The organism is Paenibacillus sp. V4I3, assembly GCF_030817215.1.
Classification (GTDB): Bacteria; Bacillota; Bacilli; order Paenibacillales; family NBRC-103111; genus Paenibacillus_E.
In genome coordinates, this window is the sequence record NZ_JAUSZA010000001.1 from 8,048,472 (window position 1) to 8,071,841 (window position 23,370).

Genomic DNA, 23,370 nt, shown 5'->3' on the forward strand with positions numbered 1-23,370 from the left:
TCGGTCCGCCGCCCTCGATTTTTTGAACTTCCTGCATCATTTCATTTACTTGACCATTGTTTACAATTGGTTAGTTATGACTCTTCGTTGCTAAAAAAATATAGTTGTGTCCCTAATTTGTGAACTTGATTGACTTCCTTTGGAATCAATACATATTCTGACACTTTGTTGTTTCTTGTATCAATGATTTTCCAATTCTGATCAGGAAGATGGATCAAGTATTTGTCTTCCCCGATTTCATACAGAGACATCCACTCTTTAAATAATCCGAGAGAGGTTTCCATGAGTGGAGTTTGTTTGCCTGTGAACGGATCGGAACGAATCCATTGCTCCTTACCATTCACAGGTAGTTTTTGAATCCATAACGATTTCCCATTCGATAATTCAAAGATACGCTTATTATCGTCATCCGAAATCAGATGTTTTAGGTCCTCTTCCTTCTTCTCCCCACTGGACAAATCTATTTTGTAAGCAGACCATTTAGGAGTGTTTTCCTGATCGCCATAAACTTCGTAATACATTTCGTCTTTTTTGACGATCCGATAACCAGGGGCAATGCAGGGTCCTTCGTTACAAGAAAAGCTGCCCGCGGATTGGATTTTCCTTGGTTGGCTGTCACTATAATCTGATAAAACGTAAAGATCATAGGTGAATCTGCCATTATCGTCGTGCTTACCCCAACCGATCACTGTCGTTTCTGATGTAGGATCATTGTCTAAGGAGACGATTCTAGCATTTTTTTCTTGATTTGGAGCTGCCCAAATGACCTTGGTATTACCGCTAGGGAGGTCATAAAGCATCACATTGTTTTTTTGCAAATAGATCAGTGCATTGCCATTTGGGGACCATTTGGCAAGACGAATCTCGTCCATACCGAATGATTTTAATATTTTTCCATTCAAATCGATTACAGAATAGGCGTAAATCGAATGCATTTCATTATCTCCCACTTCTGCTGCCAATCCATACTTCCCATTGGGGGATACATCAATTTCATTATAATGAATAGAGGAGGCAAACAAGCTATCCTTCTTTGAAGTTGCAAGGTTGATTCTATAAAGCGCCTGGGCAGGTGCAGGTTGAAAACGATGTTGTTTACCGGTTGAGAGCGTATATCCTGCTGTGTTGCGAACGCCGTTAAAACTCAATGCAACAGGAGCTGCATTTGCCTCATGCCTGAAATCTATAGAAAGAATAAAACTCCTATCATTCTCCCAGTCCAAACTTACTCCCTGAAAAGCATTGTTTTTGAGGTATTCTGTCAACTTGTGTTGAACACTCTCCCGATTCACATCGTGCGTAAATTGGAATCGATACTTATATAACTTGCCTGGCTGTAAATGGCGAACTGTGTTCATCCCTTGTTCTAAATATGCGTCGTATTTCGCAATTTCCGGATCATCTTCAGATGTAACTGTATAATTGAACGGTTCGGTATAAAATAGGGTAACGATTTTCTCTTTTTGTCCGTCCATAGAAACGAAATGGATAAGGAGATCCTCTTTAGGAGCATCAATCAATTGCAGCAACAACGGAACTACGTTGGAATCTCCGGATTTTATCGGATCGACTGAAAAACGAACTTCCTTTTTTATATTCTTAGAAATGATCTTGATTCTATTAGGAAGTTCGGATATGACCTCTGGCGTCAAAGGCATCATCGTTTTCGAAAAAAACATGATGCCTACATCAGGCTTTGAAAAGAAAGGGGTCTCTTTGGCCGTATAATCGGACATAGATCCTTCAAAGATACGAATAGATTGAATGTCCTCTTCGATTATCCCATCAACAACCGAGGGTATAGGTTTCATTGAAAAACTATCATTGGGTTCAGCAGTGCTTTGCTGAGTTGTGCCTTGTGAAACTGAGCCCTTGCTTTCGTTTGCCAATCGAAAGCCAATCCAACCTAATCCGCTTACCATGATGATGGCGATAATAACCGCAGCTGCCTTTTTATTTACAACCATTTTTATCTTACACTCCTCCTCAATATTTTTGGAGAAACTGATTCACCCGATGAAAACATAAAGGTCATTATTACTAAAATAACGTATACTCATTTTTTCATAAGAGCCCTCATAATTTACAGTTTATCCCATTAATAAGACGCATAAATCTCATCATAAGTTGCGTTATCCTGCCCGTTACTTGAATGAACAAAAAGAGGAGCTGCCGCGAGGTAAGCTCCTCTTTTTGTTATCCGTTAGAATAACCGCACTTTTTTCACCTAGAATCTCCTTAAAGCGTAAACATCACAACTTTCAATGCTGTACCAGAAATATTAATATTGAAACAAAATAAGAAGAAGAAAAACCGAGGGCTATCCTTCTTCTTATTTTGTTTTTATTGCATCAGTACAGGATTAATAAAATCAACATTAGATGATAAAATAGAACCGGTTCCATCAACCTCAACCACTAATTTTGTAACTCCTGTAACGTTAATTTCTATTTTTTCTTGTACAGTACCTTTACCAATTGCTACTTCTTGAAGCACTTTTCCATCTTGATTCTTAAACGTGATACTACGAGAAGCAGATTTATCCAGACTCTCATCATCAAATCCCACAGAAAGTACTAGATTTTTATACTGGTTATTTAAGTTGAAATGCATTACTGTTGATTTCCATGTTCCTAGGTGTTGCTCACTAACTAAGGCGAAACCTGTTTGACCATATTTTTTCCCGTTAATAACCATTGGTTGATTGCTTGTGATCGTTGGTTTAACTAAGCTTATGCTCACCTTATCATCATCGCTTACAGACACTTTGTTAGGTGCACTCAGAGGGGTTCCAGTTACCTTTTCCCCAATTATTACAGCCCCATTCTCTCCATCCCAATCGATAGGTACGCCAAGGAGCTCAGCTGCTGCTCGTAACGGTACGTATGTACTTCCATCAACAATAAAGGGCTTGTTCGTTGGTGTTTTGTCAATGCCATTCTGCATGATTTTGACCCCGAAATAAGCTTCCAAGTTTACTGCTCCTGATGCCGCATAAGAAACCCCACCAAATAAAACTGCTCCCAATACAAATCCACTTGTTATTAGTTTAAAGTTTTTAAGTTTACTCATAATTAAAAAGTCCTCCTCAATTAACTTCTATTTGGAAAATTTGCCCTCATTGAATTATACACTTTTTTACAAATTACGACATGTTTTTTATAAATACATTTTTTATTTCCATTTTTGTTCCAGTGATGATTTACATAAAAAATTACCCTTCAAATAGTTTTCCATACTACTCGAAGGGTAATAAAATTTTTAGAATTTCACCGTATTTGTCTTGTCCAGCAAAAATAAAACGACAATTCTTGTAAAATAAGTATTAGACTAAACTGAATAATAAACAGAGCAGTAAGCCTGGAACATGAAAATAAAGTTCTAGACTGTCTCTTTTTTAAACTATCGTTTCCGTTAGTTGAATCTTCAATGAATTTAATACACAACACCTTATAAATAATTATCTTAATTAGGAGATAACGACCTGCGTCACAAACTTCTCAAAACCTTCAAAATCATACCCTGCGAACCAAATCTTTATTTGATCCCCCACCTTAATACTAGTAACATTCAAAAGATTTCCCTTTTTCCATACTTGTGTGAATATAAACAGACTATATTTTACCCCATCTACGTTTACATACCAGTTCTCGTTTAAACCCTCGCCAGTTTTCTCTATACCTGTGACTCTCCCCATAGCGTCACCTTTCCCTGGATCAATGGCAGTAATCTCAAAACGAATACCACCTGTTTGTCCAGGGTAACTCGTTTTCATATTACCTTCGCTCCACACCTTAACTGTTGATCCAATTTTTACATCTTCAGCTTTAAACGTCTTCCCTTTATACTCTATATCCACATTGTCCAAAATACTGAACCAAGTGGCATCTGGCATTTTTTTAGCTTGATCTAGGAATTTGTCAGGTGAAACGACTAGAAACCTTCTTCCTTCGGTGTCGATAGCGGTGATTTTTCCAGTCATATTGGGTGAAGTCGTATTTTCTGAAATATCCGCATTCCTATCACAACTAGTAATTATTGATACCAGAACTAATGGTAATATCCATTTTATTAGTTTTTTCATATTGTTTCCCCTCTAAACTAACCGTTACAGTGCTAAACGATTCCATTTTAGCATGTATTCACTGTGATTGAATACATGAATCATTTTCCACTAAACTCCCTCTATGGAGAATCACTTAACTCTAAAATGCTCTCGTTTTCTTAGATTTTGACCGATTGTTCTTTTGAATAGATAGCATTACTATGGAACTAAATTGTAGATGAAGAAATTTATGGGGCTAACGAAGGCGCAAAAAAGTCTCCACCTAAAACCACTCACTTTAAAAAGTGGTAAATTCGGTAAAGTATGGTTGCACCTTTGGATCTCCACACGAGCTCATGGCGGTGAACCCTCCCATATCTCACAGAGTCTACGCTCCCACATTCCTTCATTCAACCTGTCCATGAGGTGGAGGTCAGATATGCTGCCCGACAGGATCTTCGTCCGTATGTTAACGTCGTTCTGACTCATCCATGCTTCTTGTTTTCTTGCTTTGCTTCGGTCATAATCACTAAAAAGCGTTCATTAAGCTGCTTGCGGTAACTCCATAAATCGAGGAATATCCTGGATCATCTTTTCTTCACTGAACTCATGTCCCTTTTTCAATATGCCGAAAAAGATACGTATGAGTTTGTTACATAACGCGATGAGGGACTGCATCTTCTTCAATGGATTCACAAGACGTTTAGTGTAATACTCGTGTAAGGCTCGGAAGGCTGCATTTTTAGCGACCAACGGCATCATTACTCTAAAGAGCAAGGCACGAAGGCGTTTCCGGCCTCTCTTGGTTATCTTGGTTTGTCCGATGTGTTTTCCTGAGGAATTTGTTTTCAAATTCAATCCAGCAAGTTTCGTAATCTGCTTTGGATGACGGTATTGACTTATGTCACCTACCTCAGCAAGAAATCCTGCAATGGTGTCCCTACCAATCCCTTTTATGGCTAATAATTGCTTTACATGTGGAATCTGCACAAGCAGTTCATCCAATTTGAACTCCAATTCTTCGAACCTGCTCTGAAACCATTCGTACTGAGTCAGCAGTAACTTCAGCTCCATCTTAGCTAACTCCGAACCGTTTCGTATGCCTACAGAACGGCTCGCTGCCTCCTTTAGATTCTTAATCCGACCTAGACCAAGCCCTCGCTTTGCAGCTGCTCTCAGGTGCTGCAGCAAGGCTTCATCCGGGACGTGAACAAGCTCGTGAGGCAGTAAATAAGGCTCAGCATCTGGATGGCAGACTTGCACTCCCAATCCTTAAATACCGTCAGAAACTCTGGAAAATAGCGATCTAGCCAGTTATGGATACGTGCTTGCACAACACATAGGTCAGTCGTCAGGTGTTCGCGAATTTTCATCGCTTCCCGCAGTTCGGCATAAATGCCCTGCGGTAGGCTTGGTATGGCGTATCTCCCGTCTTTGACCAGCTGTGCAATGACTTTGGCGTCCTTGATGTCATTCTTCGTTGGAGAATTGTCGTCTAGTTCTTTGCTTTTCTTCACGTGAAGTGGATTTACCACACCATACGTAACTTGTATATCTCGTAGAAAATGAGCTAGGTTCAGCCAGTAGTGACCGGTCGGCTCCATGCCAACGATGACCTCCTGAAAGCCTTGTTCCGACGAGATCTTTTGAAACCAACTAACGAATAACTCAAATCCTTCTCGGTTATTTTCAAATGTGATTGGCTTGCCGAACTCGACTCCGCGGGAGTCTTGTGCACGCGCCACATGCTTGAATTTTGCAATGTCGACACCGACAATTAGTGTAGAAGAAGTAATTTGATTAATTCTTTCATTTTGAGTAGAATGCATCTTGTAGTCTCCTTGGTAATGTTTTTGGAACCGTTCGCTGGCCAGCATCTAGGACCCATGAACATCATACCAAGGAGTCTTTTTGTTTTTCAAACCTCGTATTTCTACATAATAGGAATGCTGCCCGTTAGCGCAACGACGGCAGCCGATCGTTTCTGTGGCTGCCGTCGTGCCATCATTGAACTATAGTTCTCCGTTAGAGCGTAACGTCGTTTCTAATTTTATAATGGATTGTCACATTTCCACTCGCTTACCAATCTTCTGAAATCATCTAAATACTTACCGAGTTGTATCTCAAGATTTTTGATTCCGATAATGTCTACCTCATGAACAGAGTCGAATAGTTCGTCATCCGTAACATCCCAATCATTATCTAGATATTTTGAAGCCACCTCATATTTTCTCAAATAAAATCTAGCCGAGTTAGGCTCAATCTTATTTAAGAATTTCTGTTTATTTATAACTTGTACTTTTACGAAAGCACGATTCATTTCAGAGGTAGCCTCAAGTTCACAAGCTAGGCCAATCCCCGTCAATAAATTATTAATTTGACGTGTATCAAAGACCTGCACACTCCTCACTTCCTCCGCTTTTTTTCAACAATAGTTAAACACTTTATTATTTCATATTGGGTCAACTGCCGAGGATCTGCACCATGCTTATTGTACTAAAGTTCTCCCGTTAGTTGAATGAAAATTGTCTGATTTCTGGGTTCTTTATTGAATCCACGATCCCTTTCCAGAATTCCAATAATTTAATTGTTTCTCTAGGGTAAGCAGCCTCAGATACATCATGTGGCTCAAATCCGATTCTTTTCAAATCATTTATTAAAATAGCTTCGAGTTGTTCTGTTATGTTAACAATTTCTGATGGGTGAAAGATTCCCCTTGAAATTAGTTGGCCTATTTCCTGCCCCAAACGCGGTAACTTTAGAAACTGTACATATAGCCATTTTTCATAAGGTGCGTACTCTCGGTTTAAAAGAAAGCCAACTTTCATCACATGCTCCGCGAATCTTCCCCAAAGTAACCCAGCAGTAACAAAATCACCGCGAGTTGCAGATCGCTTCACATACTGTATATTCCATCGCCAAAGTTCATAGATATGATGTGACAGGCGTTTTTTCCAAACATCCTCAGAATAATACTGTTTAAAAGAATTAAATCTGCGAGTAGTGTCACCAGGTGCGTCATAAAAGATGCGGCAATGTGTTATTTCAAACAGTCGCTCTTCAGCGATGTTTAGCCATTCAAACTCATTTGAAGGTGCATCTGAAATTCCAACTTTAGCAATGATAAAATCATCAATATTTAGAATGACACAAGCATACTTGGCATCCTTTTCTTCAGCCCACTCGTATCCCATAAATTGTTTAGGGAGTCGATCTAAGACTGCTCTTAACTCCGTTTCGAATCGTTCCTTCTTATCTTTTTGTAACCAAACTCCAAAGCCTGGTCCCCACCCGTGATCACGGGAAATCTCATCATCATTTTCATGACACTCAGAGCCCCCGCCTAATCCTGCAGCTAGGTAGGGCATAATCTCTGGTAATTCATGTTTGATTCTTGGCAGCCCGACCTCAAAGAAGAATTGTTTACTTAGCTGAAGGCCTTTCATTTCATCACTCCCATACTGTTAGTCTCACTACTGCAAAATCCCATCTGTTTACAGGTATATGTTTGATATTTAAATTAATCTCCAACCTGCCATTGAAATTTTCCCTTGAAATCATCGAAGCATTCAAGACATATCCAATGATTTTTGTCGGCAGTGCTATATCCTTTATCGCCATCCTTAAATTTACCGAAACAAAATACACAATGGTCATGATCCCAGGACGAAGAATAAGGTTTATACTCCTGCCAAAACAGAGTTGCCCCTAACAAATAATCTTCCTGCCCCATAAGTCGCCAATCATTTTGGTTAACCATAAAGGATTCACCTCAAAGGAAATCATTCTTATATTCATCTAATAGCCATATTTTACCATTAAAATCATCTTGCCGCATCCCATTTTCGAATTAATTTGAATGTTTATTTCTCTATGCTTCTCGTTAGCACAAAAGGCTGCCGATCAATTTCCACGGCAGCCTAGTTTTATTGTTTATTCAGCTCTCGTTCACCGTTAGTTGAACGGATTTCTTGTCCAATTTTATTGTTTACGATTTTTGAAGCAAATAAATCCTAAAACGACACTAACTATTCCAAATATCACAATTTTTAACCATGATATCTTAGCAATCGAAACATCAAAATGAATCTGCTCGATTTTATAAATTGACCACCATTCGTCACCATATGGAAGGAATAACGAGAAGCAAACCAAGAAATGAACACTACAATTACTGCGCTTATATATAATGCCACTTTCTTCAATAACCCACCTCCTATAATTATATCTATATGCTATAACGCTAATATATACATATACTTGTTGCCGATAACTGCCCGTGAGAAGGCTGCCGATCTATTGATTTCGGCAGCCTTCTCCTGATGTTTATTGAGCTATCGTTCTTCGTTAGTTTAGTCAGACTTTAGTTTAAGCCACCATTCATCCGTCTCAAATTCTTTAGGAATCTCTTGTTCGGAGGTTTCTTCATAACCTAATCGTTGAAGTGTATCCCACCACAAATCCCTCTTTGAAGAAGGAAGTAACGTCCCACACCAAGGACAATTGCTGATTGAGATAAATGAAGTGCCTCCATCTTTTATCGGTATGCCATACTCATCATATTTCTTATAATGAATTATGATTACATCGGCATCCTGGTACGGGTCCACACCTATTCCAGCCGACAAGTGGTATGCCATCTCAACACAACAATATTTCGATGCATCTATTCCCTTATGAAATGCAGTCTGTTCCATTACCCATTCACTGCATTGAGTGCATTGATGAAAATGCTCAACATGTTCTTCATATTCTTTTGTTTGCCAAACTGCTTGTTTCAACGGCGGTTGATATTTTTCATAATTCGTTTTATAAGTTTTACAATCCATGTAATCCACACCTGCCTTCACCTATAGCTCAATTATATACCACCCAGAGCAAAAACTCCCTCAATTAAACTGCCCGATAGCGGAATAGGCTACCGAGCGAAACCGGAAGCCTTGGTATTACAATATTATGGAGCTATCGTTCTGCGTTAGCTTAAAAAATTCTTCGGTTTATTCGCAAATTTCAAGCTTGTTTCGTAATTTTGCAATTCCTTTTGAAAGTTCATTACGATTCTTTCCACTCTTAATCCAATCAGGAAGCCTGCTTGCCAAGCTCTGATTTTTATAGGGGATTCTTTCACGCATTGAAGAGTTGATATAATTATCCATAAAATCTAAATGCTCTTTATTATATGCCCAAAGCAAGTTGCTACAACAATTAGTCCTTAACCAAAGATTCAGCCCCATAAAAGTTCCGATCCCCCACGTGCCAACCATTGGGTCACTCAAAACACCACAACGTTTACATTGGAGAATATATCCGAATTTCCCTTCAATCTTTCTTATCCCTTTACCACATTTCATACAATGGGGGCACTCAATAAGAGTATGATTAAATAAAAAGTCGTAAACTCTTTCACCAGTATCTTTGAACCTTGAGTTTGTCATAAAAATAATATCACCTTTATATTTACTTGTTCTTCCATCCTCTAATCCATTTTATCATGAAGTATTGAAAAAAACTGCCCGTTACTTCAACTGACAACGGCAGCCGATCGTGTGCCGGCTGCCGTCATATAGTGTGATTGAACTATAGTTCCTCGTTAGCTCAACTTCGGGTACGCCTGAAACGGTAGATAAGAAAGAAAAGAAGTACAATCAGCACGAGCGGCGCAGCGATCCACCACAGATATCCGGCATCCCTAGTCACCCCAGTGGATTGCTTAGGCATTGTATGCACCGTAGAGTCGATAAACGCCTGGAAAGCCTCACGCTCTTTTTCATCATGATGCTGTACTTTTCCGTCTTTGATTCGGACCATCCCGTTCGGCCCAGCGATAGGCGTCGGGTAACGTACTTGCTCCGCTTTCTCCAGTAACAACAGAAATTTTCCGTTTTCCCGTTGATACTCATCCGCCCACCCGGTATCGAAGCCGTCAATCCCTGCCACCAAACTAGTCGCAACGTCCCCTCGGTAGACTTTGCTCACTTTGAAGTCGTAACCTACCCACATCATCTTAGGTTCGCCGCGTCTCTTGGAAAAATCGTACGTGCCTTCCACCACGATAGACGCCTTTGAGATAACATCATCGGCAGGTAAATCGGCCCAACTTGTCGCATAAACGGGTTCAGCAGTGTTTAAACCTAACAGCAGAAAAAGTAATATTATACGCATTCCACGTTTTATATGGATAAGCATTAAATTAGTTATATCAGTCATCATATATGCATTCACGCTTTTCAACTCCGTTGACTTTTTCTCTTTCTTTTGATCAAGACGAAACAAAATTTGAATTGTTTCCACATGATACCCGTTACTTTAACGAAACCAGAAGCAGATGCTGCATGGCGAGTTGTTGCGCTATCGTTCCCCGTTAGCGGAATGATCTTGGGAGCATGTTACTTTTAATCCTACTACTTAACGCACTTCATAGTCTTTCTTAAGTAATGCATATATGACAGTATCAACAAACCGCTTCCTCCAATAAAAATGTTCCTTCAATATCCCTTCTTCTCTAAACCCAACTTTCTCAAGTACCTTTCTTGATCCCATATTTTCTGGTTCTACAAATGCTTCAATTCGGTTTAATCCAAGATTGTTAAATCCGAATTCATTTATTCTCGGAATCACCTCAGTCATAAAACCTTGCCGCCAATATTCTGGTGATAGTTCATATCCAATTTCAATTTTACAATGATTTTTTGCCCAACCATGAAATCCACATGTTCCAATTACTCTGCTTTCCGACCGCAAAGTGATCCCCCAGCGAATTCCTTGATTATTTTCAAATCTCTGATTCCATCTGCGAATTAGTTCTTCTGCTTGTTCGATATTCGTAAGACTCTCCAAATCATAAAATTTCGTAACTTCATCCATAGAGAAATATTGGAATATTTCTTTTGAATCATCTTGTTTAATCTGTCTAAGTACAAATCTTTCTGTTTCTAATATAGGGAATTGAGTCATGTATTTCTCCTTCCATGGTTTAGGATATTCCGCCTAACTAGTGCATCTGCGGAGTTCGTTTATCAAGCTATTCTAAAGATATCATTTGAAGTTCTCTTGATCCATAAATTTCCATAAATTTCCCTTTCACAATCATGCTCTACTGCCCGTCCCTCAATGAAAAAGGAGCTGCATCGCGGCACGCTCCTGCACTATCGTTTATTAAGCTCTCGTTCCAGCTTTATATTAAAAGTACATCTAACCAGTTAAACCACGGTACCACGATTATATGTCCATACAGTAAGCCAGCCTTTCGGCTTCTAGAGGCAAACCGAGCAAAATAAGTTGATCGCAGATCGCCCGGATAACTTCGTAATCATCCACTGCTTGGACCTGACAGTCACGGATAAAGCCAAATAACCCTGCTTTCTCCGTGCTAGCAATATACGCCTTTAATTGTTCTACATTGCAGCCCGGTATTTCCTTCATATGCCACGGGTGATGAGCCGGTCTATTCAGGCCATCAACTGATGTGCCCCGTGCCGTGACTCCCAATCCATCAGATGTGGGCAGGATCAGTTCGTTCCAGCGTGCTCGCCGTACCTCTTGCATGTAGGCATATCCCTCAGGGATGCACTGAAAGCCGAAGCACTGCATAGCCAAGTCACGCACCTCGATCTTCTGCCGTTGCCACTTCTTCCTGTCGAAATCTCGCTCTCTTCCTCGTTGTCCTCATCTTCATCCTCCTGGTCTCTCAAATAGGACAGGTAATGTTCCTCGGATTCAAAATCGTTCAGCAAAAGCCCTTCATGTTCAGAAAAATGAAGTACGAAAAAATCTCTTATATTGTTGGCGACTAATTTCGTGCAATTGCCAAAATTCATAGGGTCAACGCGAATGATCGGCGCCAAACTTAAATCAGTCACGGAACCGAAATCCGTCAGGAAGGAAAAATGAATGCCGCCCATTCCTGTACGTGCGAACATAATCGCGTCAGTTGGAGAACTTCTGTACCCGCCGTTGTCACTCGGGTCAAATTGCAGAAAATAGCCTGTCGGTGTCTCCAAGTAAGGAACTTTCTGCTTGATCTCCTTCTCCCATGCCATGATCTCACCCAACAATGGCGGTATTTCGTAGGAATGTACCATGATGCTCTCTTCTCCTTTAATCAGTCTATTTTGTTAATTATATATTCTATTTAATGTAAATATCGCCCCTCAACGATGCCCTGTCATCAGGAACGATGTCTCGTACACCCGGACGCCTACCAAAGTAACCTGTCCTTTACTTCAGTGCCACATCTATAGATGCGTGATATGAATAAAGTTGACGAAGATGGATTATAACAGTACTGTTTTCTCCTATCAAGAATTCCTTGATAGTTATCCGAAAAACCTTGATTTATCAATGTTCTTCATACACGCTAATTTAAATTGAAAAAAATCACTAACCACTGACGCTATGAACAAATTTGAAGTAATGATAATTAATATCAATTTTTAATTGTACTCCAATGAGTGTTGGGTTCTTTACTAAACGATGAATATGGATGTATAATTTGAGTCATTAGAATTATATTAGGGAGCTATGAAACCAAGTCTTTATATGGGCACTTTGACCTGGTGGAGCGAATAGTGCAACCGACCTTCTTTCATTGAGAGAGATGGTCTTTTTTACGTCTCTTTCCTTGCAAACAATTATTAACATAAAGTAATTGGGAAGGAAATGATCACTTATGCATATCGATAAAATTTTGAATGAGAATCAGACTACAAAAAAAGATTTAAAACAGGAAGATGGATCGTGCGAAGAGTATAATTTTCAAATTTCGGACTTTTCTGAGGAGCGATTAAATCTATTAGTTGAATGGGTTTTAAAGGGACGAAATGCCAGTTAACGGAACGAAGGACTGCCACGCGGCAGCCCTTTCGGTATGTAACTATCGTTACCCCTTAGCGTAATCAACGGAGGTTATTTTTCTCGATCAAATTTGCCTTTTGAATTACATCAATAATAAATGGATGCTTGGCATTGGTATAAGCAACCCTGTCATGAGGATACTTTTCTGCAAGTTCTTTTTTTAATTGATTGTATTGCTTAAGCGTTTCAGGATGGGTTTTTAAATAATCTCTGAATAGAATATTGTTATTCCATTCTTCACTTCCATAAACGTAAATATGCAAATGATGCGTTCCTGCTCTCCATTGACCTCTTCTAAAGAACCTTCTGTTAGGGAATTCCTTATGAAAAACATGCTCATATCCTATCCCTGCAAGGGGTTCAATAAATGATTCAACTTCTTTTAAATCCTTTACTCCGACCATGAAGTCGATAATCGGTTTTGCTCCTAGACCCTGAACAGATGTACTGCCAATATGTTCAATAGCAATTGCTTTATCAGTCATAACATCCTCAATTTTTCTTTTCTCTTCTTGGTAATAAAATGGCCATTCATCGTTATATTCTTCAATCTTCACCGTTTCCATAGGTTCCCTCCTCTTTGGCTGAGCATCTATTATTTCAACGAAACAAGAGAGTAGATGCCGCGTGGTAATCTGCTCTCTGATTATCGCGCTATCGTTCCCCGTTAGCATAGAAATTTCAAAAAGGAATACCTTTACCCACTTTTTCAACTAATCTGTAATTTCACGCTCGTATAAATTTGCGCTCCACCCATGACCGTTGTATCTCCCCTGGAAAACCAATCCTTGACTAAGGTAGTATTGATTTAACACTGGGTTATCCGCCATGCAGTCTAATCTTAACCATTTTTTTCCTTCGTTCTTTATATAGTCTTCCGCCCAAGTAAGGAAATGGCTTCCGATGCCCTGTCCCTTATACTTCCGCAAAACAACTAACCTGTGAATGTAACCAGCATTATCATGAAATAATTCTCCCCATATTTCTTCGTACTTCCACTGTACAGAGAAACAGCCCACAAGCTCACCATCCAGGTATGCGACAAATACATCTTTCTCACGAATAAATTGCTCCAAATAATTCATCGTAAACGTATCTTCGTTCCACTGAACGATACCTTGCGAGGAGCGAATCCATTTAGCTGCTTCTACATATAATTTCTGCACCTCGTCTAAGTCTTCAATTAGAGCTTTTCTAATATCAATCCATTGGCTATTAAGTTTACCTTTACTGGGCTTTCGATCTGAAAAATTAACCAATGCAATTCCCCCTTAAAATAGAAAAGTATTCGGTCATTTGACCAAATACTTTGCCCAGGCGAACGGCTTTTATGAAATATGCGCTCCCCCGTAGTGATCTACGTTTTCGCCAGTCACACATACCAAATATTTACTATATTATAAGCTGGAAAATATAAGGAAATCAAGGATTTTATTGCGCTTTACTGTCCGTTATTTCACTAAACAAAAGAGGAGTTGCTGCGAAGCAAGCCTCTCAACTATAGTTATTCGTTAGCGTAATGCTCCTTTTTTCTGCCTGTGATCGGTTCACCACACTGTATCTAACCACAGAGTATCGTTTGACCATAAGATTTAGTTTAGTATATAAAGACAAAGCCACTACTAACAATGGAGTGGTTTCTTTGATAAGAACTTCTCTTTTATTAGTTCTTAGAATCCCAATCTACATGGTTTCTCCAATCAATCCAGACGGACTTTAATTTGCTAACCAGCCAATCTCCACCAAAAGTTATTGTACCTTCATGGGAAGCATAAATTATCCAGTCCATTTTATCTGAACACCAATAGCCTTCTCCCCCTATAGCATCATAGTAACCATAGAAAGGATGCAAGTCTGATATCTGTATTCTATACGACTGACCTGTTTCAAGAAATTCATATATCTGGTCTACTCCATGTTCATTTAAGATGGTTAGTATACATTCATGCTTAATCTTATCATCCTCAATATAATCAGCATTAAAAGCAATTAGGTCGCTTCTTTTACATTCGTTTAACGGATACCAATATCGTCTACTTATATCCCATACACTTTCCATTTCATTTCTCCTTGATAAAGAAACTTCATCAGGGATTTGTTCTTTGTCCAATTGATACCCTCCAATCGACTACTATGATTAAACCCATGTTTTATGTAATGTCTTTAAGCAATTCAGTTAAGCCATTAGGATATAAAATCTTATGTCCACGTTCAAAATCATTAACTGATATCCATTTAGCGTATGTAATCTTATTACCTTCAATAACCTTGAAGTATTCTACCTCGTATAGATTTGGCTCATTAAATTCAACGAGATATATTTGAGTTATTTCATGCCCTATATTCTCATCGATTTTAAAAATGTTTTCTATACATTTGACGTGACATTTAATTGTTATTTCGACACCTAGTTCTTCGTGAAATTCTCTAACAAGAGTATCTTTCGAGTGTTCCCCAAGTTCGATTGTTCCACCTATTGGTCTGTAGTAAAAGCCATTTCCTTTTGAATGTTTTCCTGATTGTTCTTCGACAAGTATTTGTTTGTTACGAGCAACGATTCCTAAAGTATTAGCGCGTGGATTCAAATCCTTTTCCTCCTTCAAGCTAAAATTGCTTTTTAAAGCGATGTTACACCTTATCACGAAGGTAAAATGGCATATATATTGGATTGATTGTAGAGATATTTATTAATTGTTTATCTAAATTCCAATTTACTGGTTGGAGTGATGAATAAAACCACACTGTACCTTTATTAATCCAATCCCTTCTGTATTTTTCAAAAGCATTTACGAGTCCATAATTAAAATCATCTACACCATATTCAAAGCCACAACAAGAGCAAATATCGTATGACTCATTACCTTTTTCATCATATGGTGGGTTGACTAATTTATCAAAACCGCAAACTAGACATGTGTAATTCATTTAATAACCTGCCTTTATTCAATTAGGCTTTTTCATTAACTTACTTATTACTTGGTCTTTAACGCTTTCAGTTATTCCTGTTCCAAACTCAGTTTCCACAAGGAATGGCTCTAGGTCACCCATTTTCTCTTCATCATCAATAATGACAAAAAACTCAACATCTTTACAAACATCTAAGAATGCTTTTATTTCGATTCCTCTAATTGTTTCATTGTCAAAAGAAGGTGTTACATCTATTATGCAATTTTCTATGCCATTTGCTTTAAACATAGACTGTAATTGTGCCAAGGTTCTGCCTTCTCTCCATGAAGAAGATATAACTATTTTTGCTCCAGTAACCTTAAGAATCTCTTTTAAATATTGAACACAGTTTTGGTCGAAAGTATGACCAAAATACTTATCACTTGGTATTAATGAATTTGTTGTAACCAAAACTCCGTCAATATCTAAAAAGATTAACTTCAACCAATTCACCCCAAATAAAATCTTCTTCATCGACGTATAATTGTCACCACATTATACCATATGTTGGAAGTTACATGTTGTCGTATCGCTTCATATTTTACTCATAATAGGTCTGGTAGTCCCTATGGCATATCCAAAAAATGATAAACAAAAAAATGGTGGAAACCAGCCCCCACCTCAAACTTACATAACATCATCATAACGACTAGACAGCCTTCTAATGCAACTGCATTGATCAAGCAATCATCTCAAAAAAGCCGTAGTTCTAACACAAACTTCCACCACACTCTACTGCCCGTTAGCTCAACAAGTTGCAGATAAATAAAGTAAAAACTTTCGCACCTTTATCCTAATGTTAAACAAAAAAATGCTCAATGAATATCCAAAAAGCATTTAATTATTTGAATTTTTGACTTAGGAAACGAAACACCCAATCTATAAAGATTAGAATAAAAACCGAAATGATAAATTGAAATATATTCGCAATCTTAAATTCTTGGGCTTCACGTCCAACTCCAATAAACAATACAAAAACGGCGGCAATACACGCATAGAAAAAATAGCGATAAATGATCCCCACCTCCACGACAAACAAGGTTAACAAATCCCAGAAATCTTAGTGATGAATACGCTAAAATCCACAACAGGTTCCGTATTACTTTCTACATTACTGCCCGTTTAGGTGAGAAAACGGTAGCCGATCAACTAACTGGCTACCGTTTCCTAGTATTTATAGAGCTCTCGTTCCTCGTTAGTTTAATAGTAGAAAAACTATTGTTCTATTTTTCATATTCTATTTTCATTTCATTTAGTTTATAGTTTTTCGCTACTGCTGGAACTAACCCCTTGGTTGTAGGTGACATGACGATTGTTCCTGTATGTCCATTCACTTTAATGTAATTAACGAGATAACCTTCTTTCGGAATAATGTACCAATCATCATTAAATGGAATAGTTGTTGTCTGCTGTCGATTACTTTTAGCCTCTTCCCACTTCTCATTTATTGAATCAGGTACAGGGAAATCTCCAGTCATCATATGTGGACTAGTCGTCATCATATGTTTACCGGTTTGATCAATTTCTTTCAATTTTTCATCAGGAATTTCAAAGATACTGTTATCCAGTATAGGATTAATTTCTATTGAAGTAACTTCAAAAGTTTCAACAATATTCCCATTCTTATCATAAAATTGTTTTTTAAATAACATACCTGTCTCATCATCTACCCATATTTTATACGAGACAGAACTCCCCTTCTGCCTTTGATATGAAGGCAATTTTCCTTCAATGAGTTTGGCTTTACGACCTAATAATATATCTTCGCCTTTAAATGACCACAAATTTAAGTCAACAACCATAAATCCCAAGTTACGTAAGGGGCTGACGATATCTTGTCCATTCCTTGACCAAGCTGGATCGACAGGCAAGTAATAAGATGGGTTTCCGTCTGATGCGGTAGATACAAAAGATGTTCTAGGCTCCATCTCTGGATTTCGAGGACCAACTTTTGTTACCCTGTCTTCCTTACCATTTGTCTGTTCCAACATATAATGATTATCGTTAATATATTCATTTATAGTCCCATCAGGTTGAGTAACTACTTCATACGAAGCTGGATTCTTGCCTTCACGAATATCAAATTCAACTGTTGAAGAAACTGAGTTTATATTTGTTAGTGCTTTTCCACTCAAGGTATTTATGTTCTGGTATGAATATGCCATCTTTTGTATAAATTCAGCTTTAACTTTTTCGTCGACTGGCAGCTGGTCCTGATTCTCAAATACTTTGTTTCGGGGAGGATAATTAACTGCCTCATTTTGTCCGACCTCTGGTAGTTGTTCCTGATTCTGAGGGGTACTTTGAGTAAGGGAACTTCTTTGAACGCTATTCCAATTAGAAATAAAACTCCATGTCTTATCCAAGTTCAATGCAAAAATTCCCACTAACAATACTCCTGCAACTGTGATGCCCATCAAAGGAGCAAATCTTCCAAATGTGCTACTTTTGTTTGTTAGTTTCAGTTCAATAAGACGAATTTTCTCATGAGTCAATTTATTTTTTTTAAAAGGCTGTGCCTCCAACCGTCTATACCAATCAGGTCGCTTTGACATTAGTCATTCTCCTTTTCTAATTGTTTAGCAACTTTAGCCCTCGCCCGGTAGATCCTTGATTTCACAGTTCCTATTGATATATTGAGCGTATCCGCAATTTCCTTCATTGTCATATGATGAACTGCATCCAACAATAAGACCTCCCGTAATTTCATGGGTAACTCTAAAACAATTCTCCAAATATCATCCGAAAACTCCTTTGACAAGTATTCTTCTTCTGCCGATGGGCTTGTCTTATTGTCTTGAATGATATCCATAAGAATCATTTTTCGAAAAAAAGACTTTTTCCTATAATCGCTTGCAAGGTTACGTGCTATTTTAATTAACCAAGTTCGAAAAGAACTATCCCCTCGAAATGAAGCTATATAACGGTAGGCTTTACTAAAAGTATCTTGAGTAATATCATCCGCGATGTCAGGTTTGCCTACTAGGAAGTAAATGTAATTCCATACCTCCTGACCATGATTTTCAATGACATACCGGAAATCAACAGCTTCTATCTCAGATACATAACGAAGATTATCATCCACCACTACGCCTCCTTTATATATTTAATTAGACCAATCGAACGGACTGAAGGTTCCGTTCAAAAGTATTTATTTTTTCAATAAATTGATTTGAAGTAAAAAAGCAACTACCTAGTAAATCCGGTATAGTTTTCAACCCGACAAAGCCTTAACGAGAGCGGAAGTCATCAAAATTATTAAGTCAATGGCTGACAAAGGCTATATAACTTTACCTGCTGCTCCAACACCTACACCAACCAACTCTGCTGGCGGAACCGCTCCGGTGTCTGTTGAAAACTTTGTGTACACATTTAAAAATCTTAAGGATCCGGCTGAACCGCGTGTGATTATCGATACCTTACAAGTCGCACCAGGTCGTAGTGGGAGTAATCGAGCGAGTGGAACATTATAACTCCTCAGTTCCGATTTTGCTAAAAGTGATGTATCCTGTCTATTTTATTTTTTCGAAAAGAATGGAAAACAATTTGCTAAAGTAGGTTTGACCGTTGGAAGTGTTGGAATTGTTGAAACCAACGGTTGGTTTAATTCGCTTGATTTTCCATATAATCCCGATCTCGCCAGTGTAAAGGTCAAAGTATATAAGATTCAACAGACGCAATAAGATTAGCTTTATAAGGTGAAAAGGAGCAGTTGCAGCGTGAACTGCACCCCGTCAAGTAGACAGTACAATAAATAAAAATTATTTAAGCGGCCTTGGTCCTGAATTCAATCGGACTGAGGCCGTTTAGTTTTGCTTGTAAACGTTCGTTATTGTAAAAGTCGATATAAAAAGTTACGTCCTTCTCGAGTTCCTCAAAGGTAGGGTACGTGTGTAAATAATACTTCTCGCATTTCAGTGTCCCACAGAAAGATTCCATGGGGCCATTATCGATGCACCGCCCAACTCGGGACATACTCTGAGACAGCTTGTTTTCGTCCAAGAGCGCTTTGAAGTCCAGAGACGTGTATTGAAATCCCCTGTCGCTATGAAGCATCGGCGTACTTCCTGGAGCAGCTTGCAAGGCTAATTTCAATGTCTGGAATACCAGTGGATTGTTATTGGAATGCCCTAATACGTAGGAGACGATGGATTTATCATGAAGATCAAGAATAGCGCTTAGAAACGCTTTCTGGCCATGACCATACTTGAATTCTGTTACATCTGTTACCCACTTTTCATTGGGAACTGCAGCTTGAAACTTACGATTTAACAGGTTTTCGGCCACCTGTTGCGGTGTGGAACGCGCATATTTCTTTTTCTTTCTACGGATCACGGACTGAATTCTCTTTATCTTCATAAGCCGGTACACACGCTTATGATTGATGGCTTTACCAGTTTGTCTGCGCATATGCAAGGTTAATTGACGATATCCAAAGATACGCTCGACTTTCTCATAGATGGTCATCATCACCTGCGTCAGCTGCTCATTCTCCATCTCAAGAGAACTAGGCTTGCGATTTAGCCACTTATAATAGCTTGAGCGTGCAATCCCTGCAATTTCGCACAGAAGCTGAACGCTAATTGACGCTTCTCTCTGAAGCGCTTGAATGGCAAGATAGGCACTCTCATGGCGATATTGGCTTAACTTCGCCTCCTTTGTAATTCCTGTAGCTTTTTTAGAAATGCATTTTCCGCCCGAAGCCGCTCCATTTCATATGCCATCTTCTTCATCTCGAGCCTCTGCTGGTCGGCCTCCGTTAACTCTTCGAGAGCTTTCTTCCGTCCTCGGCCATCCTTTAACGCCTCTTGACCGCCAGTTTCGAACTTCTTGACCCATTGATACACTTGCTGGTAAGAGACTTGAAACTGTCCCGCTGTCTTTTGGTAATTATGTTGATGTGCCAAACAGTATTGAACGATATCTATCCGTTCTTGATATGTTGTAGAGCGACCCTCTGTCATAGCGTTTGCTTCCCCTTTGTAGGCTTTTAAGCTGCTATGACCATTATACTTCTTAATCCAGTGAGAAAGCTGTGTTGTACTAGCAATCTTGTATTTATCGATGATCTGGTATTGAGACAATCCCCCATCAAGATAGTCCTTTACCGCGCTCAGCTTAAGCTCTGCACTATAACTTCGATTATGGACACGATTCTGGAGTCCTTCATAACCATACAGCCTGTAACGACGTTGCCACTTCATCAAAGTCGTTTTGTTGATCTCATATTCCTTAGCTGCGGCTAGAAAACCGAGTTGCCCACTTGATACTTTATTGAGGATAATAAGTTTTTCCGCAGCACTATATTTTCTTTTTGACATGAAAAAGCTCCCCTTACAGCAACAGGTTTTATTATTTCACCTGTCTACCGTATGGGGAGCATATCATAGGCAAAATGCTCCTTTTGTATAACTCTCCTGCCCGTTAGCGGAATCGAGTAGGAGGGGACGACTAGACCCCGACCTCTCACACCACCGTACGTAACGTACCGTTTGGTATACACTGATTTGTTCTTTTATCCGTTCCTCTATCTTCATTGGCTTTTTCCGTGAGGACTCGCGAAATGGATTCTCCTCTCGGACATGTATTTACTGCAAGCCTCATTTTCGATTGACCTTGAGGCTTTAACTTGCACCCTTAGCCACTAAAAGATCATAAATTTGTTTTGCGGCTGGTATGCCCATGAAATCGTCAAATCCTTCCAGAAGAGACTTGCCATCTGGACCTGTAACATTAATAGATGCATTCGCATCAAGCAGATACTGAACTGATTTGACAGTTTCCTCAGTATAATTTCTATGTAATGGGTAAACAGCCGAATATAAAACACTACCTCCGTCATCAGTTCTTGCATTTGGATCTGCTCCAAGATCAAGAAACTTTTTTACAACATCAGGATTATTCCTTCCTGCAATTATCATTAACGCTGTCCCACCATGTTTTGTAGCTATATTAACGTCAGCATTTTTTTTCAACAAGGAATCTATCATCGTTGGGAAATAAAAACTTGCATACATGAGAGGTGTATAACCTGTTACCTTATCGATCACATTAACATTTGCTTTTGTATTTAAAATATATGAATACAGATAGGAGCAAGCATTCTGGTCATAGTTTAATAAGCGCTTCATAAATTCCAAAAGAAGAAGATCAAGTTTCTCCGAAGGCAATTGTGAAAGATAAGACTTAATTTGTTTTTCATCCTGTTGTTTAGCAGAAGCAATAAGATTTTCAAGGTATGACTTAACACCGTCACGTACTTCATTCAATCGAACTTTGACTGTTGTATACCCCATGGAATTAAATCCAGAGAGTGTTGATTCAAAAGAATGAATCCCCGGCTTAAAATCATCAGAAATGTCGGTAGAACCCAGTAATTCACCATCTTTATCGTAAAATTCAATTGTTAAATTTACATAGCTTGTAGCTGTTCGATCTACTTTTATATGTCCTTTTAATTTTTCTAAATTAACCTGAATGGGTTCAACGACTAAATCCCCGATGGAAATCGATTTGTCATTTGGATCTTGAATATTGATTTGCCCATAGGCCAACGAAATAACTTGATTTTTTTGGTCGTAACCTACGATAGAACCGGTATTCTCAGCTATATAACGAATTGGTACATACGCGTGACCATCCACATTTAGAATCCGATATTCATCACTCACTTCATGGGTGACACCATTAATATTAATTTTTGCTGGGAAGATCAATGCTTGTATGGTATCTGATGCAATCGCCACGGTAGAAAAACTAGCAATGGCCCCCACAAGTAAACCTGATATAAATTTTTTCAAACGAAGCACTCCCCCTACTATTAGAAATTAGCAAATAATTTATTTGGAATCTCCGCGCCACCCTATTATACATATATTTTCCAGTGAAATATATTTTTTTCCGGATCGACTACGGTTTCAAATAGCTTAAGTAGGGATTATCGGTAACGTCAGTACTGATTGTAGCTGCTAAATGGTTTCTCCCATACTTGTTTTTCTGCTAGTTATACGGATAAAATATGATCCCCTTCTTTACTTCAAATTTCTTTAAGTTAAAATGAATCTCCTAAGATAAAAAATTTACAGCTTTCTCGTATCTTTCTTCCCAGACATGGTGTAAATACGTGTTGTATTTAAATCTTCGTTGCCAGCTAATTCGGCGACAACTTGCAGAGGATACCCTTGATAATCAGGTCATGACAAAAGGTGTGCCGTAAAATGTGCGGTGTAAAGTCCTCTAGACCGAGTTGTTTACCTAACCTAGTGAATATGTGTTCGATTCCTGAAGTGTGAATTTGCCTTTTTTGGGGGATAGGAAGATAAGTTCATCAGGGTTATCTCTACGGATTTCAATCCAGCCGTTTAGGGCTTGATACAGATCATCATTGATCGGAATTTCCCTTTCCTTATTCGTTCCTCCACTGCCAAGCCTCCTAGGAGTTCTATACTATATAGACGAGGAATACTAGTAAATCTCTCACCTTGGAGACAAAACATTATCATTCCGATGGAGAGCCTTACTTCCTC

25 protein-coding genes, 1 pseudogene and 2 riboswitches are annotated in these 23,370 nt (G+C 38.8%); of the genes and pseudogenes, 1 reads left to right on the forward strand and 25 read right to left on the reverse strand.

All coding sequences use genetic code 11. From position 1 onward, the window contains the following. Positions 1-74: 74 nt before the first annotated feature. The 13 genes and pseudogenes from QFZ77_RS37255 to QFZ77_RS37315 all read right to left on the reverse strand — a co-directional run bounded on the left by QFZ77_RS37255 (position 75) and on the right by QFZ77_RS37315 (position 12,126). Positions 75-1,967: a hypothetical protein gene (locus tag QFZ77_RS37255; RefSeq protein WP_307448911.1), complete on the reverse strand. Its 1,893-nt coding sequence runs from the start codon at positions 1,965-1,967 to the stop codon at positions 75-77. Positions 1,968-2,343: 376 nt separating this feature from the next. Beyond that, the gene (locus QFZ77_RS37260; RefSeq protein WP_307448914.1) at positions 2,344-3,072 is read right to left on the reverse strand and encodes a stalk domain-containing protein; all 729 of its coding nucleotides are present in this window, start codon (positions 3,070-3,072) and stop codon (positions 2,344-2,346) included. 397 nt (positions 3,073-3,469) lie between these two features. Then, on the reverse strand, positions 3,470-4,084 hold the full coding sequence (locus tag QFZ77_RS37265; protein ID WP_307448917.1) for a DUF3221 domain-containing protein: 615 nt from the start codon (positions 4,082-4,084) through the stop codon (positions 3,470-3,472). Positions 4,085-4,588: 504 nt separating this feature from the next. Beyond that, positions 4,589-5,874: pseudogene (locus QFZ77_RS37270) on the reverse strand (IS110 family RNA-guided transposase). A gap of 221 nt (positions 5,875-6,095) precedes the next feature. Next, positions 6,096-6,446, reverse strand: a complete 351-nt coding sequence (locus QFZ77_RS37275; protein ID WP_307448757.1) for a hypothetical protein — start codon at positions 6,444-6,446, stop codon at positions 6,096-6,098. 109 nt (positions 6,447-6,555) lie between these two features. Continuing rightward, the gene (locus tag QFZ77_RS37280; protein ID WP_307448920.1) at positions 6,556-7,491 is read right to left on the reverse strand and encodes a DUF4037 domain-containing protein; all 936 of its coding nucleotides are present in this window, start codon (positions 7,489-7,491) and stop codon (positions 6,556-6,558) included. A gap of 74 nt (positions 7,492-7,565) precedes the next feature. Then, complete coding sequence (locus tag QFZ77_RS37285; RefSeq protein WP_307448923.1) at positions 7,566-7,805, reverse strand: hypothetical protein; 240 nt, start codon at positions 7,803-7,805, stop codon at positions 7,566-7,568. Between the two features lie 592 nt (positions 7,806-8,397). Then, complete coding sequence (locus tag QFZ77_RS37290; protein WP_307448928.1) at positions 8,398-8,874, reverse strand: DUF6980 family protein; 477 nt, start codon at positions 8,872-8,874, stop codon at positions 8,398-8,400. A 168-nt stretch (positions 8,875-9,042) separates the two neighbouring features. Continuing rightward, positions 9,043-9,480, reverse strand: a complete 438-nt coding sequence (locus QFZ77_RS37295) for a hypothetical protein (RefSeq protein WP_307448931.1) — start codon at positions 9,478-9,480, stop codon at positions 9,043-9,045. Positions 9,481-9,640: 160 nt separating this feature from the next. After that, positions 9,641-10,336: a hypothetical protein gene (locus QFZ77_RS37300; protein WP_307448935.1), complete on the reverse strand. Its 696-nt coding sequence runs from the start codon at positions 10,334-10,336 to the stop codon at positions 9,641-9,643. A 114-nt stretch (positions 10,337-10,450) separates the two neighbouring features. Further along, positions 10,451-10,999 (reverse strand): GNAT family N-acetyltransferase, encoded by a 549-nt coding sequence (locus QFZ77_RS37305; protein WP_307448938.1) that lies wholly within the window; start codon positions 10,997-10,999, stop codon positions 10,451-10,453. A 264-nt stretch (positions 11,000-11,263) separates the two neighbouring features. Beyond that, complete coding sequence (locus QFZ77_RS37310) at positions 11,264-11,590, reverse strand: hypothetical protein (RefSeq protein WP_307448941.1); 327 nt, start codon at positions 11,588-11,590, stop codon at positions 11,264-11,266. Then, entirely contained in the window at positions 11,554-12,126 is a 573-nt protein-coding gene (locus tag QFZ77_RS37315; protein ID WP_307448943.1) for a hypothetical protein, read from the reverse strand. The genes QFZ77_RS37310 and QFZ77_RS37315 overlap by 37 nt, the downstream gene beginning before the upstream one ends. A gap of 423 nt (positions 12,127-12,549) precedes the next feature. Further along, a riboswitch (cyclic di-GMP riboswitch) is annotated at positions 12,550-12,633 on the forward strand. A gap of 80 nt (positions 12,634-12,713) precedes the next feature. Between QFZ77_RS37315 and QFZ77_RS37320 the strand changes: the two genes are divergently transcribed. Then, complete coding sequence (locus tag QFZ77_RS37320) at positions 12,714-12,875, forward strand: hypothetical protein (RefSeq protein WP_307448946.1); 162 nt, start codon at positions 12,714-12,716, stop codon at positions 12,873-12,875. Between the two features lie 64 nt (positions 12,876-12,939). Here QFZ77_RS37320 and QFZ77_RS37325 read toward each other — a convergent pair whose 3' ends face one another. The 12 genes from QFZ77_RS37325 to QFZ77_RS38120 form a co-directional block, all read right to left on the reverse strand. Then, on the reverse strand, positions 12,940-13,464 hold the full coding sequence (locus QFZ77_RS37325; RefSeq protein WP_307448948.1) for a GrpB family protein: 525 nt from the start codon (positions 13,462-13,464) through the stop codon (positions 12,940-12,942). Positions 13,465-13,611: 147 nt separating this feature from the next. Next, the gene (locus QFZ77_RS37330; protein WP_307448951.1) at positions 13,612-14,157 is read right to left on the reverse strand and encodes a GNAT family N-acetyltransferase; all 546 of its coding nucleotides are present in this window, start codon (positions 14,155-14,157) and stop codon (positions 13,612-13,614) included. Between the two features lie 45 nt (positions 14,158-14,202). Next, positions 14,203-14,284: riboswitch (ZMP/ZTP riboswitch) on the reverse strand. Between the two features lie 277 nt (positions 14,285-14,561). Further along, positions 14,562-15,008: a hypothetical protein gene (locus QFZ77_RS37335; protein ID WP_307448954.1), complete on the reverse strand. Its 447-nt coding sequence runs from the start codon at positions 15,006-15,008 to the stop codon at positions 14,562-14,564. Positions 15,009-15,048: 40 nt separating this feature from the next. Next, positions 15,049-15,483, reverse strand: coding sequence for an NUDIX hydrolase (locus QFZ77_RS37340; RefSeq protein ID WP_307448957.1), 435 nt, complete (start codon positions 15,481-15,483; stop codon positions 15,049-15,051). A 43-nt stretch (positions 15,484-15,526) separates the two neighbouring features. Then, positions 15,527-15,823: a hypothetical protein gene (locus QFZ77_RS37345; RefSeq protein ID WP_307448961.1), complete on the reverse strand. Its 297-nt coding sequence runs from the start codon at positions 15,821-15,823 to the stop codon at positions 15,527-15,529. Positions 15,824-15,841: 18 nt separating this feature from the next. Beyond that, positions 15,842-16,318 (reverse strand): HAD domain-containing protein, encoded by a 477-nt coding sequence (locus QFZ77_RS37350; RefSeq protein WP_307448964.1) that lies wholly within the window; start codon positions 16,316-16,318, stop codon positions 15,842-15,844. Between the two features lie 749 nt (positions 16,319-17,067). After that, complete coding sequence (locus QFZ77_RS37355; RefSeq protein ID WP_307448966.1) at positions 17,068-18,399, reverse strand: sigma-E factor regulatory protein RseB domain-containing protein; 1,332 nt, start codon at positions 18,397-18,399, stop codon at positions 17,068-17,070. Next, positions 18,399-18,929 carry an RNA polymerase sigma factor gene (locus QFZ77_RS37360; protein ID WP_307448969.1) on the reverse strand — a complete coding sequence of 177 codons (531 nt, stop codon included), beginning with the start codon at positions 18,927-18,929 and terminating at the stop codon, positions 18,399-18,401. Before QFZ77_RS37360 ends, QFZ77_RS37355 begins: the two co-directional genes overlap by 1 nt. Before the next feature lie 680 nt (positions 18,930-19,609). After that, complete coding sequence (locus QFZ77_RS37365) at positions 19,610-20,530, reverse strand: IS3 family transposase (RefSeq protein ID WP_307450099.1); 921 nt, start codon at positions 20,528-20,530, stop codon at positions 19,610-19,612. Next, positions 20,488-21,165 carry a helix-turn-helix domain-containing protein gene (locus QFZ77_RS37370; RefSeq protein WP_307448972.1) on the reverse strand — a complete coding sequence of 226 codons (678 nt, stop codon included), beginning with the start codon at positions 21,163-21,165 and terminating at the stop codon, positions 20,488-20,490. Before QFZ77_RS37370 ends, QFZ77_RS37365 begins: the two co-directional genes overlap by 43 nt. Positions 21,166-21,468: 303 nt before the next feature. Then, on the reverse strand, positions 21,469-22,644 hold the full coding sequence (locus QFZ77_RS37375) for an ankyrin repeat domain-containing protein (protein WP_307448974.1): 1,176 nt from the start codon (positions 22,642-22,644) through the stop codon (positions 21,469-21,471). 350 nt (positions 22,645-22,994) lie between these two features. Beyond that, positions 22,995-23,156 carry a tyrosine-type recombinase/integrase gene (locus tag QFZ77_RS38120; protein WP_373462795.1) on the reverse strand — a complete coding sequence of 54 codons (162 nt, stop codon included), beginning with the start codon at positions 23,154-23,156 and terminating at the stop codon, positions 22,995-22,997. Positions 23,157-23,370 lie beyond the last annotated feature (214 nt).